At 68.3% G+C, this 15,672-nt stretch carries 13 protein-coding genes and 1 pseudogene; 6 read left to right on the forward strand and 8 right to left on the reverse strand.

Features of this window, described 5'->3' with window-relative positions; all coding sequences use genetic code 11:
- Positions 1-108: 108 nt before the first annotated feature.
- The 4 genes from ACFQ2D_RS00005 (at position 109) to ACFQ2D_RS00020 (ending at position 2,264) form a co-directional block, all read left to right on the forward strand.
- Complete coding sequence (locus tag ACFQ2D_RS00005; protein ID WP_280941274.1) at positions 109-516, forward strand: hypothetical protein; 408 nt, start codon at positions 109-111, stop codon at positions 514-516.
- Between the two features lie 101 nt (positions 517-617).
- Positions 618-1,034, forward strand: coding sequence for a GNAT family N-acetyltransferase (locus ACFQ2D_RS00010; RefSeq protein WP_233275210.1), 417 nt, complete (start codon positions 618-620; stop codon positions 1,032-1,034).
- 70 nt (positions 1,035-1,104) lie between these two features.
- Entirely contained in the window at positions 1,105-1,884 is a 780-nt protein-coding gene (locus tag ACFQ2D_RS00015; RefSeq protein WP_280941273.1) for a hypothetical protein, read from the forward strand.
- A gap of 59 nt (positions 1,885-1,943) precedes the next feature.
- Positions 1,944-2,264 (forward strand): hypothetical protein, encoded by a 321-nt coding sequence (locus tag ACFQ2D_RS00020; protein WP_280941272.1) that lies wholly within the window; start codon positions 1,944-1,946, stop codon positions 2,262-2,264.
- A gap of 356 nt (positions 2,265-2,620) precedes the next feature.
- On the opposite strand, the pseudogene ACFQ2D_RS00025 reads toward ACFQ2D_RS00020, so the two are convergent.
- Positions 2,621-2,962 (reverse strand): annotated as a pseudogene (locus tag ACFQ2D_RS00025) (transposase); the annotation flags it as partial.
- A gap of 14 nt (positions 2,963-2,976) precedes the next feature.
- The gene (locus ACFQ2D_RS00030) at positions 2,977-4,005 is read right to left on the reverse strand and encodes a polysaccharide deacetylase family protein (RefSeq protein WP_386795492.1); all 1,029 of its coding nucleotides are present in this window, start codon (positions 4,003-4,005) and stop codon (positions 2,977-2,979) included.
- Between ACFQ2D_RS00030 and ACFQ2D_RS00035 the strand changes: the two genes are divergently transcribed.
- Both ACFQ2D_RS00035 and ACFQ2D_RS00040 read left to right on the forward strand, forming a co-directional pair.
- Positions 4,004-4,927: a glycosyltransferase gene (locus ACFQ2D_RS00035; protein WP_280941271.1), complete on the forward strand. Its 924-nt coding sequence runs from the start codon at positions 4,004-4,006 to the stop codon at positions 4,925-4,927. The two genes, ACFQ2D_RS00030 and ACFQ2D_RS00035, sit on opposite strands and share 2 nt — an antisense overlap.
- 201 nt (positions 4,928-5,128) lie before the next feature.
- Entirely contained in the window at positions 5,129-6,817 is a 1,689-nt protein-coding gene (locus ACFQ2D_RS00040; RefSeq protein ID WP_280941270.1) for an asparagine synthase-related protein, read from the forward strand.
- Here ACFQ2D_RS00040 and ACFQ2D_RS00045 read toward each other — a convergent pair.
- From ACFQ2D_RS00045 to ACFQ2D_RS00070, 6 genes are all read right to left on the reverse strand, one after another.
- Entirely contained in the window at positions 6,814-8,364 is a 1,551-nt protein-coding gene (locus ACFQ2D_RS00045; protein WP_280941269.1) for a class I adenylate-forming enzyme family protein, read from the reverse strand. The genes ACFQ2D_RS00040 and ACFQ2D_RS00045 overlap by 4 nt on opposite strands.
- Positions 8,364-8,615 (reverse strand): acyl carrier protein, encoded by a 252-nt coding sequence (locus ACFQ2D_RS00050; protein WP_280941268.1) that lies wholly within the window; start codon positions 8,613-8,615, stop codon positions 8,364-8,366. The genes ACFQ2D_RS00045 and ACFQ2D_RS00050 overlap by 1 nt, the downstream gene beginning before the upstream one ends.
- Positions 8,616-8,743: 128 nt before the next feature.
- Entirely contained in the window at positions 8,744-9,538 is a 795-nt protein-coding gene (locus tag ACFQ2D_RS00055) for an acyltransferase (protein WP_280941267.1), read from the reverse strand.
- Between the two features lie 426 nt (positions 9,539-9,964).
- Positions 9,965-11,434: a TIGR03013 family XrtA/PEP-CTERM system glycosyltransferase gene (locus ACFQ2D_RS00060; protein ID WP_280941266.1), complete on the reverse strand. Its 1,470-nt coding sequence runs from the start codon at positions 11,432-11,434 to the stop codon at positions 9,965-9,967.
- A 343-nt stretch (positions 11,435-11,777) separates the two neighbouring features.
- The gene (locus ACFQ2D_RS00065; RefSeq protein WP_280941265.1) at positions 11,778-14,057 is read right to left on the reverse strand and encodes an HzsA-related protein; all 2,280 of its coding nucleotides are present in this window, start codon (positions 14,055-14,057) and stop codon (positions 11,778-11,780) included.
- Positions 14,058-14,363: 306 nt separating this feature from the next.
- On the reverse strand, positions 14,364-15,662 hold the full coding sequence (locus ACFQ2D_RS00070; RefSeq protein WP_280941264.1) for a hypothetical protein: 1,299 nt from the start codon (positions 15,660-15,662) through the stop codon (positions 14,364-14,366).
- Positions 15,663-15,672 lie beyond the last annotated feature (10 nt).

Genomic DNA, 15,672 nt, shown 5'->3' on the forward strand with positions numbered 1-15,672 from the left:
GTCGTTCAAGCCGAACCCGTAGCGGGGCACCGGCTAGGTGCTTTTACGCTACGCTAGCACCTATCCGCCGCCCCGCTACGGGTCGGCTTAACTCTGGCGTTAGGCGCTATGACAAAGCTCAGCACGGACCGTGAGATTCTTGAGAGCATCTACAGTGAGTATGCGAGCGCCTTCAGTAAGGTATCGCTCGCTGACGACAGGGACTCTTCAAAGATCTACGTACCAATTGATGTTCGAGCCATTGCGCGACGTCTAGACAACGATGCTCACGTGCTCTTTGGGCGCCTTTACTACCACCTAGACCATAAGTTTCGCTACAAGCAGGACAACGGCGCGCTCGTTCATCTATTCGCGTTCAAGGTGGGCGACGAGCGACATTGCATCAACTACCCATATCTGGCGGCCATCCTGTCAGAGTACCGCGAGCAGCATTCCTCTAGCCGGAAGAGTTTCTTGCTTGCGGTAGCGGCGTTGGTGTTGTCATTGGGCGCAATCGTGGCTCAACTTGCCTCGTGATCGCGCCTAACCATTCATTCAAGCCGACGCCACTTCGTGGCGCGGCTTAACTCAAGTGTTAGGCCTTGCATGAAGGATTTCGTGTGACAAGCAACATATTCGTGGCCAATTCGGATGAGGAGATTCTGTCCTGCTTTCCAGCATTCAGCGCTCTCCGGTCGCACCTTCAGGAGCAGGAATTTCTATGTCAAGTACGCCGGCAGCAGATCCAGTCCTACCAAATCGTAGCGTTGGAGTATGAGGGTTCGGTTCAGAGCGCCGCCGGTTTCCGGCTTGCCGAGTTCTTGGCATGGGGCAAGGTTCTCTACATAGACGACCTGACTACCCTGCCCGAGGCAACTTCGCGGGGCTTTGCCGGCACGCTCATGGATTGGCTGATTGCTCACGCCAAAGCAAACGGGTGTCAGGGCTTGCATTTGGACACAGGGTACGCCCGGCACGCGGCACACCGGTTGTATCTTCGTAAGGGCTTGCAGTTCAATTGCCATCATCTGGCGCTTGAGCTGGGCAAGGCCTAACAGTTCATTCAAGCCGAACCCGCTTCGCGGGTCGGCTTAATTCAGGCGTTAGGTGTCAATGATGGCTCAAATGCGTGCGAAGAAGGGAGAGTTGCCAGATTGGGTGACTCGCCATTATGAGGAGGCGCTTCAATCCCATCAGAATCTAATGCAGGTCGCATCCATCAGCCGCAAAGGCATCCATGGATTGACTGCCGGGCCAAGGCTAATGAAGGCCGTAGCGCGCGCCACTGGCAAGCAGGCGCCAGATCAAGAGAGGCTGAGGTTAGCTGAAGAAGACGCGTCGTTGTCTGAGTCTGAAATTAGGGATGACTTCCCAGTGCTTCACTCCTTGGTCGTTGTTGGGCTTTGGAGCTGGCTGGAGCATCTTGTCAAAGAAGTCGCGATCAACTGGGTTCGCCACAGACCGTCAGTGCTGCTCAACCCCCCCTTCAATCGAGTCAGGCTACAGGCTACCGAAGTTGCTTCTTTGACGCGTGCGGAGCAGGCTGCGTTGATTGTTGATCTTCTGGAACAGGAGACCTCCTCAAGTTCCAGGCAGGGGGTCGGACGCTTCGAGTCGCTCCTTTCCCCAATGGGACTGTCGGGACCAGTGCCTGAAGATACTTCGAAAGCGATATTTGAACTGCAACAAGCTCGAAACGTCATCGCACATCGTAACGGGAGATGCGATAGGCGATTCAAGGCCGCGTGTCCATGTCTGAAGGTAAAGCTCGGCGCCCCTCTACGGGTAGGCACGGAACAAGTTTCCATCTACGCGGCGAACAGCGTGAATTATGGGCTTGAGCTTCTCTATCGCATCGGCGACGCCCACGAGCTCGACCTGCGAGAGCGTAGTGATGGCACCTAACAATTCATTCAAGCCGATGCCGCTTCGCGGCACGGCTTAATTCTGGTGTTAGGGCTCATATGAAACGTCCACGCACGCCGCAGGAAAAGAAGGCTCTAAGCCTTGAGAACGATCGGCGTAACGTTGTTGCCGAAAGTCAGTGGGGCGCCCGCGACGCGATCGCCAAACGCAAGCAGTGGGTCAATCAGTCTCATCGCAAGGCAGTGCATCAAGAGCTTTCGGCCTTGTCCGGCAGCGCACCTGCGGACCCAGAGGCAGTGGAGTCTGCTGTAGCTTCAGCCAAGCGCCACAATTGGCGCAAGCAACCTGATGTTCCGCTCAAAGTGGCTCTTGAGCTGCGTCGCTCTCGCAAGCCTGGAGGCACCGGCAATGAGCCCTAACAATTCCGTAAGGAGCTTCCCGTCAACCCCGAGTGCATGATGCTCTTGCCTTGAGCTTCAGGCGTTTGCTGTTGCCGGTTTGTCGTTTTGCTGCTTGCCACTCGCCAGAGTGATGGTGATCGAAGCGTTGCCAGACTGCATTTCCGTAATCGGTCTTGTTGGATCGGAGCTGCCGATCCGGACCAAGGTAAAAACCGCACCCGGAGGCCTCTCTCATTCACCGGTTTGGCCCATGCACGGGGATCAGCCGTGTCATGTGCTGGCGCCACCTTGTTAGTCAGGCTCTCTCCGGGGCGGTCTGACCGCTTGCTACCTGTCCGCTCTGGCGTTGAACCTCGTGGGGTCGCGTCGCCGGGTCAGGCGATCGCGGCCTGTTCCTTGCTGCTTGCCGGCCGCTGCACCATCGGGTGCCGCAGCCAGGCGTCGGCGTCGTAGTCCTCGTCGCGCGCCAGCATCGCCCACAGCTGTCGCGCGTGCTTGTTGGCGATCGCCACCAGCACCTTGCCGAAGGGCAGGCGGCTGGCGAGATCGCGGATCCAGATCTGTTCGGGACTGGCCTTGTCCGCTGCGGTGGCCTTGGCCCGCTGCAGGCTGCTTCTTGCACCCTGGATCAGCAGCGTGCGCAGGTAGCTGTCGCCGCGGCAGCTGACCTGGCCCAGGCGCTGTCTGCCACCGCTGGAGTGCTGGACGGGGGTAAGCAAGACATAAGGCGTCAGGCCGCCAACTGCTTCACCGGGGCCCGGAACAGGTACAGTCCCAGCCAGTCCGGCCGGAACCGCGCCTCGCGGTCCACGATCCCCGACTGTTCGAACCCCAGCCGCCCCAGCAGCCAGCCGGGTCGCCCGTCGACGGGATTCATCACCGGATCGCTGGTGAACGCGAGCTCATAGCCGGCCGCCCTGGTGCGCTCCAGCACCTTCGCGTCATAGCGCCCATGCGGATACGACATCGTCGCCGGCGGCACGTCGCTGCCCAGGTGCTGCCCGACCAGCTGCCGCGCGGTAGCGAGTTCGGCGTCGAGGTCGTCGGCGCGGGTCATCGGGGTGTGGGTCTTGCCGTGCACGCCGATGGCCATGCCGCCGGCGTGCAGTTCCCGTAGTTCGTCGCGGGTGACCATCTGCCGCACGCCGTCGTCCATGGCGGCGGCGAAGGGGGCGAGCAGGCGATTGCGCGCGTCGGTGTCCAGCGCCTCGATTGCGGCGATCACCTTGCGCAGGCCATCGATGGTGTCGGCGGGGGCGGGCTGCAGCGGGTGGCCGGCGTCGGCCAGTGCCTGCAGCAGGGCGGGCACGCGCACGGTGTCGCGGCGGAAGGCGGCGATCAGCCGTTCCTGGAAGAAGGGTTCGTTGCGGTCCACCACGTCGGCCACGGTAAACAGCAGGGCGGGCATGCCGGCCGCCTGCAGGCGGGGCAGGGCGTGGGCGTGGTTGTCGGCCCAGCCGTCGTCGAAGGTGATCAGCAGGGCGCGGTCGGGCAACGGCGTGCCGTCGCGGCGCGCGGCCAGCACCTGGTCCGCGGACACCACGTTGTAATGGCGGCGGAAGAAGGCCAGGCAGCGCTCCAGCAGGCCGGCCTCGAGCGTGTAGTCGGGATCGCAGGTGGCCCAGCGCGGGTCGTGCTCGGTCAGCACGCGGTGGAACATGATCACGGTGAGCGCGCGGCGGTTGCGCAGGCGGTGGTACAGGCCCAGCAGGCCGCTGCGATAGAGTGCGCGCTTGACCAGATCCGCGATGCCCGACATGCGTCCTGAAACCTCCGTCATCATTCCCACGTGGAACCGGCGCGACATGGTCGCGCGGGCGATCGATTCGGTGCTGGCGCAGACGCGGCCCGTGGAGGAGATCATCGTCGTCGACGACGGCTCCACCGATGGCACCGGCGAATTCCTTGCCCAACGCTATGCAGAACGGATCACGCTGCTGGCTCAGGCCAACGCGGGGGTGTCGGCGGCGCGCAACACCGGCCTGGCGGCGGCGCGCGGGCGCTACCTGGCGCTGCTGGACAGCGACGATGTGTGGCTGCCGGAGAAGACCGAGCGGCAGGTGGCCTTCCTGGAGGCCAACCCCGGCATCGGCATGGTGCTGTGCGACGTGTACCGCGTGGACGCGGATGGCGGGCTGATCGACGTGTTCGAGCGGCGCCGGCAGATCCCGGAGGACGGCCCGGCGCTGCAGTGGGTGCTGCGCGATCCGGCGCTGGCGCCGCTGTCGGCACTGATGCGGCGCGAGGTGTACGAGGACGTTGGCGGGTTCGACACCGCGCTGCGCACGGCCGAGGACCTGGACTTCCACCTGCGCGTGGCGGCGCGCTGGGGCATCGGCGTGGTGCCCGAGCCGCTGGCGCGGGCGCTGCGCGGGCATGACGGGCTGTCGGCGCTGGCCTCGACCGAGGACGACTACATCGCGGTGATGGAGCGCGCGGCCGAGCGGGCGGAAGGGGTGGTGCCGGAGCCCGCGCGCCGCCAGGCGCTGGCAACGGCCTATCTCAAGAACGCGGAGAGCTGCATCTGGCGCCAGCGCTATGCCGACGCCTGGGCGCTGGCGCGCAAGGCCAGGCGCCTGGAGCCGGATGCGGCCCTGCAGGCACGGATGCGGCGGTTGCCAGTGCTGGCGGCCAAGCGCATGATGCGCGCCGTGTTGCCGAAGCGCAGCGCCACTGCCTGAGCCTGCCCTGCATGCGTCGGCGTGCGGCGCCGTGAGGTGCCAGGCCATTCCCGCTTGCTGAACAGGCTGTCGCAGCGCCTTTCCGGAGGCCGCTATGCGGCACGGCTCTTGCGTGGAAGATCTCTCCACTACCCAAGCCCGCCGGCGCGCCCGCGTCCCGTGCCGGCCCGGTGCACCCGGCCCTGCCGGGAAGGATCGACTGTGTCAGCAGGACGCCAGACCGCTCCCTTCGGCTTCCTCGTCGCCTTCGACGGCGGGCGTCTGTGCCTTCGCCAGCAGGGACTGCAGCAGCAGCTGCATTCCACGCCGGATGGCGAGGTGTGTTTCCTCAGCCCGTTGGCGATGCCGCGCCTGGACGCGGTGGCCGGGGCGATCCTCGCCGAGGGCTGCTCCGCGCTCGGGCGCCTGCCCGGTAACGTGCTGTGCTTTGCGCTGCGTCCGGGCAGGCACGGCCCGGAGTGCATCGTGGCGCGCGACGTCGTGGGCGCCCTGCCGCTCTACGTCGTCCCTTCGGCCAACGGGCCGACCGCGCTTTCGTCCCTGGCGCGGCTGCGCCCGGATTGCCCGGCCTATGTGCCCCGGGTGAACCAGGACGCGCTGCCGGAATACCTGTTGTTCCGGCACGTCAACGGACCGGCGACCCTGTTCGACGGCGTCCTGGCCCCGCTGCCGGGCCATGCGATCGTCTGGCGCGACGGCGAGGCCGCGCATCGGCGCTACTACGCGCTGCAGGCGAGCTTCCGCCAGGGCGGCGCCGGGCCGTTTCTTTCCGGCCTGGCGCCGCGCCTGTACGACAGCCTGGACCGGGAGTCGGCCGGGCAGCGCGCAGGGGTGATGTTCTCGGGCGGCCTCGACTCGTCCTGGCTGGCGCATGCCCGCCCGGAGCGCGACCTGGCCCTGTACACGGTGTCGTTCCCCGGCAGGGCGCAGGCGGACCTGGAGGCCGCGCGCCGGGCGGCGAGCGGCCTGGGCCGCGAGTTGCACGTGGTCCACATGGAGCGCGAGGCGTACGCGGCGCGGCTTCCGCAGGTCGTGGCGGAGCTCGGGCTGCCGATCGACCACCCCAACTACGTCGGGCGCAGCATGCTGTTCGCGCACGCGGCCGGGGATGGGATCGAGCGCCTGCTCAGCGGCGATGGCGCGGACACGATCTTCGGCGGCTCCTGGCACGTCTCGATCCGCAAGTTCCTCGCCGTGAAGCGGCTGCTGCCGGGATTCGCGGCACGGCTGCCGCTGCGCGGCGATCTGGGGCGCAAGCTGGCGATCGCGCTCGGCACCGGGGTGGACGAGCTGATCGCCGACGACGCCCACTATCCAGCCGCCGCGGCGCGGGAGCTGCTTGCGCCGGACGCGCAGGATCCGCGCGCCTCCTGGCGTGCGCTGATGGCCACCGCACGCGACCTCCCGCCGCTGGAACGGGCGTTCTTCATGGGCTGCATGACCGCGCCCTCGAGCGACTGCGCCGCGCAAACCGCCATGGCCTGGTCGGCCGGCGTCGGCATCGGCTATCCCTACCTGGCGCGGGAGATCCTCGAGCTGGCCAACGGCGTGCGCGCCGACCGCAAGCTGCGTGGCTTCCGGTCGAAGGCGTTGTTCCGGCAGGTGGCCCGGGACGTCGTTCCGCGCGAGATCGTCGAGCGGAAGAAGTGCGGCCTGCCGGTGCCGCTGCAGGACTTCATCGCCGGCGCCGGCGGCCTGCTGCGCTACCGCGCGCTGTTCGACACCGACGATTGCGCCTGCGCCGAGCTGCTCGACCGGCGCGGGCTGGATGCGATCCTCGCGCGGCTGGACCAGGGCCAGGCCACGGCGGCGGACCTGGAGCTGTACTGGGTGTTGCTCAACCTGGAGCTGTGGCTGCGGCTGGCGATCCGCAGCGAGCGCCTGGACTAGCCTGCGGATGCGTCGGCTTCGGCCTGCAGGGTCGCGCGCCGGATCTTGCCGGTATCGGTCTTGGGCAGGGAGTCGCGGAACTCGATCAGCCGCGGCACCATGAAGTCCTCCAGGCGCGCGGCGCAGTGGGCGATGACGTCGCGCGGGGTCAGTTGCACGCCGTCCTCCACCACCAGCAGCGCCTTGAGCGCGCGGCCCAGCACTTCATCGGGCACGCCCACCAGCGCGGCCTCGCGCACGCCGGGCAGGGCGTAAAGCACGTTCTCCACTTCCTTGGGGCTGACCTTCTCGCCGCGCGACTTGATGATGTCGTCCTTACGACCGACGAAGTACAGGAAGCCTTCGTCGTCCATGCGGAAGAGGTCGCCGGTGTGCAGCACCTTCTCCCAGGGATAGCGGCCGGGCCTGAGCGCCTTGCCGGTCGCTTCGGGGTTGCGCCAGTAGCCCTGCATCACATGCCCGCCGCGCACCACCAGTTCGCCCACGGTATTCGCGGGCAGCGGCTGGCCGTCGTCGCCGGCCACCCAGACCTCGGTGAAGGGAATGGCGATGCCGACGCTGTCGGGGCGGCGGTCGAGCTGCTCCGGCGGCAGCCAGGTGCAGCGCTTGGACTCGGTCATGCCGTACATCGAGTACACCCGCGCCTGCGGGAACAGCTCGCGCAGGCGGGCGATATGCGCCGGCGGCAGGGCGGCGGCGGTATTGGTGAGGAACTTCACCGAGGCCGCCCATTCGGGCCTGAAGTTGCGCAGCTGCACGATCAGCGCGGCCATGGTCGGCACCAGCGGGAAGCCGGTGACGCGCTCGCTCTCCAGCAGCGGCAGGATCTTCTGCGGGAAGGCGAAGGACTTCTCCAGCACCAGGGTCGCGCCCAGCTTCACGCACATCAGCAGCTGGTACAGGCCGTAGTCGAACGCCAGCGGCAGCACGCTCAGCACCACGTCCTCCGGCGCCATGCGCAGGTAGGTGGTGATCGAGGTGGCGGCGTGCTCGATGTTCCTGTGCGTCATCATGACGCCCTTGGGCTCGCCGGTGGAGCCCGAGGTGTAGACCAGCATCGCCAGGTCGATGTCGATGCCGCGCGGGGCGTCGGGCAGCGTCGAAGGCGCGGCGACGAAGGCCTCCCAGTCGATTTCGCCGGCGGTCGGCGCGGGGTTGTCGTCCACCACCACCACGCGCGTCACCGACGGCGACTGCGCCAGCGCGGCGCGCGCCACCGGCAGCAGGCTGGCCTGGGTGACCAGCACCGACGCCTCGCAGTTGTTCAGCACATAGGCCAGCTTGTCGGCCTTGGTGGTGGGATTGATGACGCTGAAGACGCCGCCGGCGCGCAGCGTGCCGAACACGCCGGCCGCGGTTTCCACGCGGTTCTCCAGGAACAGCACGCAGCGATCGCCATTGCCGAAGCCGCCGGCGACCAGCGCCGTGGCGAAACGCTCGGCAGTGTCGGCCAGCGTCGCGTAGGAAACGCGGCGGCCGGCGCAGACGATGGCGGTGTGGTCGGGGCGCTCGCCGGCGCGCGCGCGCAGGTGCGCCTCGTAGCGCATCAGCCGGCCGCGGCGGCGAGCTTGCCGCCGACGTAGGCGACCAGGTTGGCGACGCTGTCGAGGTTCTCCGGCAGCACCTCGTCGTCCTCGACCGCGAAGCCGAATTCCTGCTCCAGCCAGGTGACCAGGGTCAGCACGCCGATCGAATCGATGATGCCGCCATCGAGCAGGCTTTCGTCCGCGGGCAGTTCGGCCGGGACCGGGAACTGCTCCCCGAGGAACGTGCGGATACGGGACTCGATCTCGTCCATTACTTCGGAATACTCCAGGGTCGCGCGTTCAGGTCCCTGCGCGGGCGGGCGCCCGGCGGTCGCGAGGGCAGGCGGGATATTTTGCCAGAAGGCGGTTTTCGCAAGCCCGGTGGCGCGACCGGGTGCGTTCAGGCGGTCTGGCCGGCGACGTGCACCACGTGCACCGGCAGCGGCATCGGAACGGGGATGGGCACCTCGAGTTCCTCGACCGGCGGCGCGGGCCGTGCGGCGCGCGGGGCCGGCGCGGCGGGGGCCAGGTGCTCGCGCCCTGGCAGCGGGACCAGGGTGCCGATGCGGCGGGCCGGATTGCCGGCCACGATGGTGTAGGGCGCGACCTGGCCCGACACCACCGAGTTCGCGGACACGATGCTGCCTTCGCCGATCTCGGTGCCGGGCATCACCATCACCTGGGTACCGATCCAGACATTGTCGTGGATGATGATCGGCTTGACGTCGGCCGGATCCGGCGGCGCGCCGGCCAGCCGCAGCGCCGGATCGGCGTGGTGGCCGCTGGCGTCGCGGAACGACACCGAACGGCCGACCTGCACGTGCGCGCCGAGCCGGATTTCACGGCCGACCACGAAGCTGGCGTCGTGGGCGATGTCGCAGTGGTCGCCGAAGCTCAGGCGCGGGGTTTCCACGTAGCGCGCGGCGAAGGTGATGTTGAGCTTGCCGCTGATGTGCACGTGGTTGCCGATCACCAGTTCGCCGCGGCCATGCACCCACGGCACGAAGATGCCAGTGGTGATGCCGCGGCCGAAGCGCGTGCAGTACGCCTTGAGGAAGGGCTCGGCGATGAACACGCGGCGGATGAAGTACACCACCGTGCGCAGGGCGAGGAAGATCGCCAGGTAGGGCTTGATCAGCAGCCGCGGCGCGGGGAGCGTGAAGTGGAGCAGCCGATGGCGGACGCTGCGCAGCATCCGGGCGGCCGGGTGCGCGGAACGGGCGGCCCAGTGCCTGACGGCGGTGGGCCGGATCTTCGGAATCGGCATTGTCGGCGGGGTCCCCTGTCCGTGGAGCATAGCGTGTCGCCTGCGCCATGCACGAAGCGTTCCAGCGTTGGCCCCGCCATTTGCCGCGAATTTCGGCGGATGGCGGGCAGGAAGGACGGTGCACGTCATCACGCACTGACCGGGAGGGTCAGTTTTCAACCTGGGACGGCACGGGAGCCGGCGTGACTGGGCGCGCCGCGAACACCAGGACGATAGCCGGAAGGACTGGAAGTGCGGCAGCGAAGGCCGCACCGGTCGGCCTTCCATGGGCGCCAAAGAAAACGCCCCGCGGGGCGGGGCGTCGCGACTGCTGCCGACGGCGTTCCGCAGCCGGCGACCGGTGGGCGTGGCGCCTCAGCGTACTCCGCGCCCGAACACCACGACCTCGAAGGTCTGGATCAGGATCAGCACGTCGAACATCAGGTTGTGGTTCTTCACGTAGTACAGGTCGTACTTGAGCTTCTCCTCCGCGTCCTGCTTGGAGGCGCCATAGGCGTAGCGCAGCTGCGCCCAGCCGGCCAGGCCCGGACGCACGCAGTGGCGCAGGCTGTAGTAGCGCAGTTCGGAGTCGAGCTCGGACACGAACTCGGGGCGCTCGGGGCGCGGCCCGACGATGCTCATGTCGCCGCGCAGGATGTTCCACAGCTGCGGCAGCTCGTCCAGGCGGGTGCGGCGGATGATGCGGCCCACGCGGGTCACGCGGTCGTCGTTCTTGCCGGCCCAGCGCGCCTTGCCGTCCTGCTCGGCGTCGGTGCGCATGCTGCGGAACTTGACCAGCGAGAACACCGACCCGAGCAGGCCTACGCGCTCCTGGCGGTACAGGATCGGCTGGCCGGGGCCGGATTCGATGCGGATCGCCAGCGCCACCAGCAGCAGCAGCGGCCAGGTGAGGGCGAGCACGGCCAGCGACGCGATCACGTCCATCGCCCGCTTGCTGAGCTGGCGACCGACCGAACTGTCGAAGCCGCCGGAGAACACCAGCCAGGACGGGTCGGTGAGCGAGATCTTGATCTTGCCGGCTTCGCGTTCGAAGAACGAGGCCAGGTCGGTGACCTGTACGCCGATCTGCTTGCACTGCAGCAGGTCCTGCATCGGCAGGCCGCCGCGGCGGTCGTCCGGTCCGAACACGATCTCGTCGATGCGATGGACCAGGGCCCATTCGGCCAGCGGGGTGTCGATCGACACCAGCTTGTCCGCGCCCACCGCGCTGGACTCGTTGCCGCAGCGCACATAGCCCACCACCCGGAACCGGCGCCGGTCGGCCTGGCGGCGCAGGCGCTGTTCGATCAGGGCGGCGCGGTCGCCCGAACCCAGCACCAGCACGCGCTGCTTGAGCGCTTCCATGTCGACCAGGCGGTCGGACATGGCGCGCAGGCCGGTGACCAGCACGAAGCCGAACAGCAGGGCCATGGTCAGGATGCCGCGGCCCAGCTCCAGCGGCGGGAAGGCGTAGTAGATGACCAGCAGCGCGCAGGTGCCGAACATGAAGCCCACCGCCTGCCGGACCAGGGAGCCGCTCCAGCTTTCGCGCAGGTGCGGCTGGTACAGGCCCATCGTGGTCATGCCCAGTACGACCATGGTCGCGAACAGCAGGGCGCGCACGCCCTGCAGCCACAGCGGGGCGTAATAGGCGAGCGGATCGGGCGCGCTGATGAAGCGCAGGTAGACCGCCAGGAAGACCGCGCCCATCAGCAGCACCACCTCCAGGGCCACCACCAGGGCCAGCCAGCGCGAGGCGGTGCGTCGCATGAAGCGCGGCATCAGGCGCGCGGCGCGGCGCGCGGCAGGCGCCTGCAGGAGTTCGGTGAATTCAGCCTTGCTCATACGCTTCTGGTCCCCTGGCGGCGCCCTGCCGGGCCTGTGCCGCATCCGGTGCGTGCCGGCTGGCGATCTGCCTGTCCGTCATGGGCCGGGGTCGACCAGGGGGCCGCCGCGTCGCGGCCGCCCGGTGCGTCCGGCGATTCCTGCCACTAAGAGACGCAATGACCGGCGGAGAGGGGACAGCGCCGGCGGAACCCCATGGTCCGGCCGGCGCCGGATTGGTGCGGGGTGGTGCCGGTCGACGGGTGGCCATGGCAGAGCCGCACACGACACGGCCACCGCGGTTGCGGTGGCCGTGCGGGCGCCTTCCGGCGGCTGCGGCTCCTTCCCGGGACCCGCTCCGGAGTCAGCCGTTACCGGGGGACAGCGGAGCCGAACCGGTACGCCGGCGGGCGCTGGTGCCGTACGCCTGCTTCCAGTGGCGCATCAGTTCGCGCAGGGCCTGGGGCTGGTTGGTGGGCGTGGGTTCGCCGGCCTGGTTGCGGGTGTTCTCACCGTGGCAACCGGCGCAGGTGCGGATCTCGCCGGCCTGCAGGGTGACCCAGACGCGCTCGCGCACGACCGGCTCGCCGTTGGGATCCACCGTCTGCCAGCTCAGCGCCCGGTTCGCGGGCACGAAGGCGGCGGTGGAGCCGTCCGCGGCGATCCTGACGCTGCCGGCCGGGCCGGCGCTGTTGGGCAGGTTGGCGGACACGCTCATCGGCTGCGCCACCGGACGCCGGCCGCGGATGCCGCTGCCGTAGCCCCGGACCAGGTTGGCCTGCACGATCTGGTAGTGGGCGATGTCGTAGACCCGGCCGTTGCCGCGGGTCTTGCGCACGCCGCCCGGCACGCGCAGGTTGTAGGGCTGCTGCGTGTCGCTGCGATCGCGGCTGGTCTGGTTGCGGGTGACGATCAGGGCCAGCTCGTTGCTGCGCAGCCAGGCGCGCAGCGCGGCCTCGTCGACGCCCTCGCCGTTGAGCACGGCGCGTTCGGGCGAGGCGATCGCCGGGTGCGCGGTGGCGGGCGGGGGCGTGCGGGCCACGACTTCCACGGGCTCGAGTTCCCACAGCTCGCCGCTGTACTCGCGCGGCGAGGCGGCGTCGGTCCACCAGGACACCGTCTTGCGGATGCCCGGGGTCAGCGCGGTCCCGGCCACGAACAGGCCCGAGCCGTTGCGGTTGAGCTGGTGCAGGCGCAGCCGCGACGAGCCGGAGAACGCGGCGTCGACGGTGTGGCTGGCGACCATGTCCCCGGTGGTGAGCGGCAGCGGGTTGCGGAAGCGACCGGCGCTACCCGGGGGCGGGGTGGCGTCGGTGATCACCATCTGCTCGGCGTTGAGCGTGGGCGCGCCGGTGATGCGGACGATCTGGTTGGTCGTGCCCTCGCCGAACTCGCGCGCGCTGATGCCGTAGTAGATGCCCGGTTCGACCGGATTCTCGCGGATATGGAAGATGCCGCCATCCATGCGGATGTGCTTGCGGTTGGCGAAGTTGGCCTGGTTGACGTTGTCCGAGAGCGCGTTGTCGTCCATGAACGACTTCACCACGTAACCGTAGTCGCCGAACAGTTCGTGGCGACCGATGTGGTTGAGCGTGAGTTCGTCCGTGCCGTCCTGGTTCATCTGCCACGGCGTGAACAGGTTGTACATGAACCGGTTGACGCGTCCGTAGGCCGACGTGCTCTGCTCGCGCCGTTCCGGGAACGTGTCGCGCACGGTGCCGGCGCGGCTCGCGTTGGCCGCCTCGCTGGCATAGTTGAACGGGTCGTAGCTGTAGGCGCCGGCAAGCGCTCCGTCCTGCTGCTGGTCGTGCTGCAGGTGGTCCCAGCGGGTGTAGATCACGCGGCCGTAGCTGTCGATGGTCGGGCTGAAGGCGCCGCTGGGCACGTGGTTGAGCAGGCGCACCTGGCCGCTGGCGACGTCGAGCCGGAAGATGCCCGTCACCGTGGGCGTGCTTTCGTACTCGTCGAGGTTGGGGTACAGGTGGGACTCGCCGCGGCGCGGGCTGTCCGAGGTGAACAGGATGTCGCCGTCGCTGGTGTAGAGCGGCGAGACGTTGTTGTAGTTCGACGGCTGTCCGGCCACCCTGGTAATGCGCGCGGTCTCGCCGCGGCCCAGCCCGGTAACCTCGTACAGCTGCCACTTGCCGTCCGTACTGCCGTAGCGCTGGGCCGGTGCGCCGCGGACCATGCTGAAGATGGCCCTGGTCCCGCTCCAGTGCACGGTCGGCTCGCGCACCGCGATGGCGTTGGCGCCCTGCAGGCCGTCCATGCCGTAGCCGGCCTCACGGGTGAGGTTGCGCAGGGTGCCGTCGGGGTAGCGGATCATCAGGTCGCCGCCGCGCAGCGCCGATCCCATGCTGGGCATGTGGTTGGCGAAGGTCGACAGGCGACTGGCGAAGGGGTCGCCGTTCTGCGTGGGGACCTGGGTGACGAACAGGATCGGGTTGGAAATGGCCTTGGCCACGCCGTGCGCGGCGGCGGCCTGGCGCGGCTGGGTCGCCGCCGTGGCGGTCGCCGTCGCGGCCGCGGCTTTGTCCAGGTCCCGGGAGGAGGGCGCCTGCTGGGGCACCTGGGAGCAGCCGGCGAGCGCCAGCGCGAGGCCGGCAAGCGCCGGCAGGACGGACGTCCGGAAAAAGCGTCTCATGGGGAACTGCCACCTGGCGAAAAGGGTATGGGCTGCACGAACGAAAGGATCTGTGCGGCGTCCCTGCGCCAGCCGGCGTTGTCCTGCCGGCGCGACCCACGTCGGCTGACGTGGCTGTCGCCCCCGATCTCCCCGTCCTTCCCCCTGAGAAGACGAGCGATCATAGGGGCGCGATCCTTCGTTCAGCAAAATAAAAGCTGAACGCCGGTGGTGGTCAAGCGATGGGCGCGGAAACCCTCAGGACGGTGAAATCGGCCCGATCCGATCACGCCAGGAATGCGACGCAGGTCCGGGCCTGCGCCGAGGCTACCGGTTGCGGTAGGTGACCGTGAGGTACAGGACGTTCTGCCGGGCGCTGCCGTACAGGCCGTCGTCGGAGCGGCGGTAGTGCAGGTAGTCGAGCCGGCTGCTCCAGTGGCGCGACCAGTTCTTTTCCAGGCCCGCGCCGTAGCGGCGGTCCTCGGTGCGCAGGTCCTGCCCGGTGAAGGTCGAGCGCGCGGCGTCGGCGAACACGTTCAGGTGCAGGGTGGGCCGCAGCTGGTAGCCGAGCTGGGTGACCACGCCGCGCCGGGTCTCGTCGAATACGCCGGTATCGACGTAGTCGATGCGCTCGTAGTAGGGACCCGCGGTGAAGTTGATCCGCTCATGGCGATAGGCCCAGGTCAGGTCCGCCCGGTCGTTCTCGTACATGGATGAGTTGACCGCCGAGCCACTGCTGGAGAGGCGGTCCGGCACCTCGACCGCCGCCTCGATCCCCAGGAGCGCCGAGTCCGAGGAATCGGTGAGCTGGTGGGCCAGTCCGAGCGAGAAGGCGTTGCGGGGACTCAGCCGCCACTCGGCGCCGGCGCGGACCATCGGCTGCGAGCGCGACGTGCCATCGGCGTAGTCCACCCAGGTGTAGCCCGCGTCCAGCGCGAGGCTCGTGCGGCTCAGCGTCTTGTTGTAGCGCAGGTAGCCGTCGTAACGGCGGTAGTCGCGGGAGACCGGATTGTCGAAATCGACGTCCTGCCCGCGCGCGCTGAGGGTCAGCGTGCTGGTCGGGTCGAGCGTGCGGATGGCGTGCAGCGAGGCGCTCAGGCGCTCGGACTCGAACTCGTCCTCCTGCTCGGCGCTGCTGTCGATCCAGCGCAGCTCGGCGCGGCCGCGCACCGCCTGGCTCCAGTTGAAGTGCAGGTTGGGGCCGAGCGAGAGCACGTTCACCCGCTGGCGATTGTTGGGCGCATCGGGGGCGAAGCGGTCGATCGGCCGCATCTCGAGGCTGTCCTCGACGGTGAAGCTCAGCGTCTCGGGCACGAAGAACCAGTTCACGCGCCCGACCAGGCTGGCTTCGAAGGCGTTGGACTGGGGACCCTCGAAGTAGTCCCAGTACTCCATGCGGCCGGCGAGGTTGGCCTGCACCGCCGAGGTTTCCTCGGCCAGCACCAGGCCGAAGCCGGTGCGCACGGCGCTCGAGGTGGCCGGGTCGACCGGATCCATGATCACGTTGTCGTTGCGCTCGATGCCCATGTCGACCACGTAGTCGACGCGGACCGCCTGCGCCTGCAGCGACACGGCCGCGACGGCGGCGGCGCAGGCGGCGGGCAGGCACTTCCTGTGGATCTTCATGCTGGCGCCC

This window comes from Luteimonas composti, assembly GCF_042678665.1.
GTDB classification, from domain to species: Bacteria; Pseudomonadota; Gammaproteobacteria; order Xanthomonadales; family Xanthomonadaceae; genus Luteimonas; species Luteimonas composti.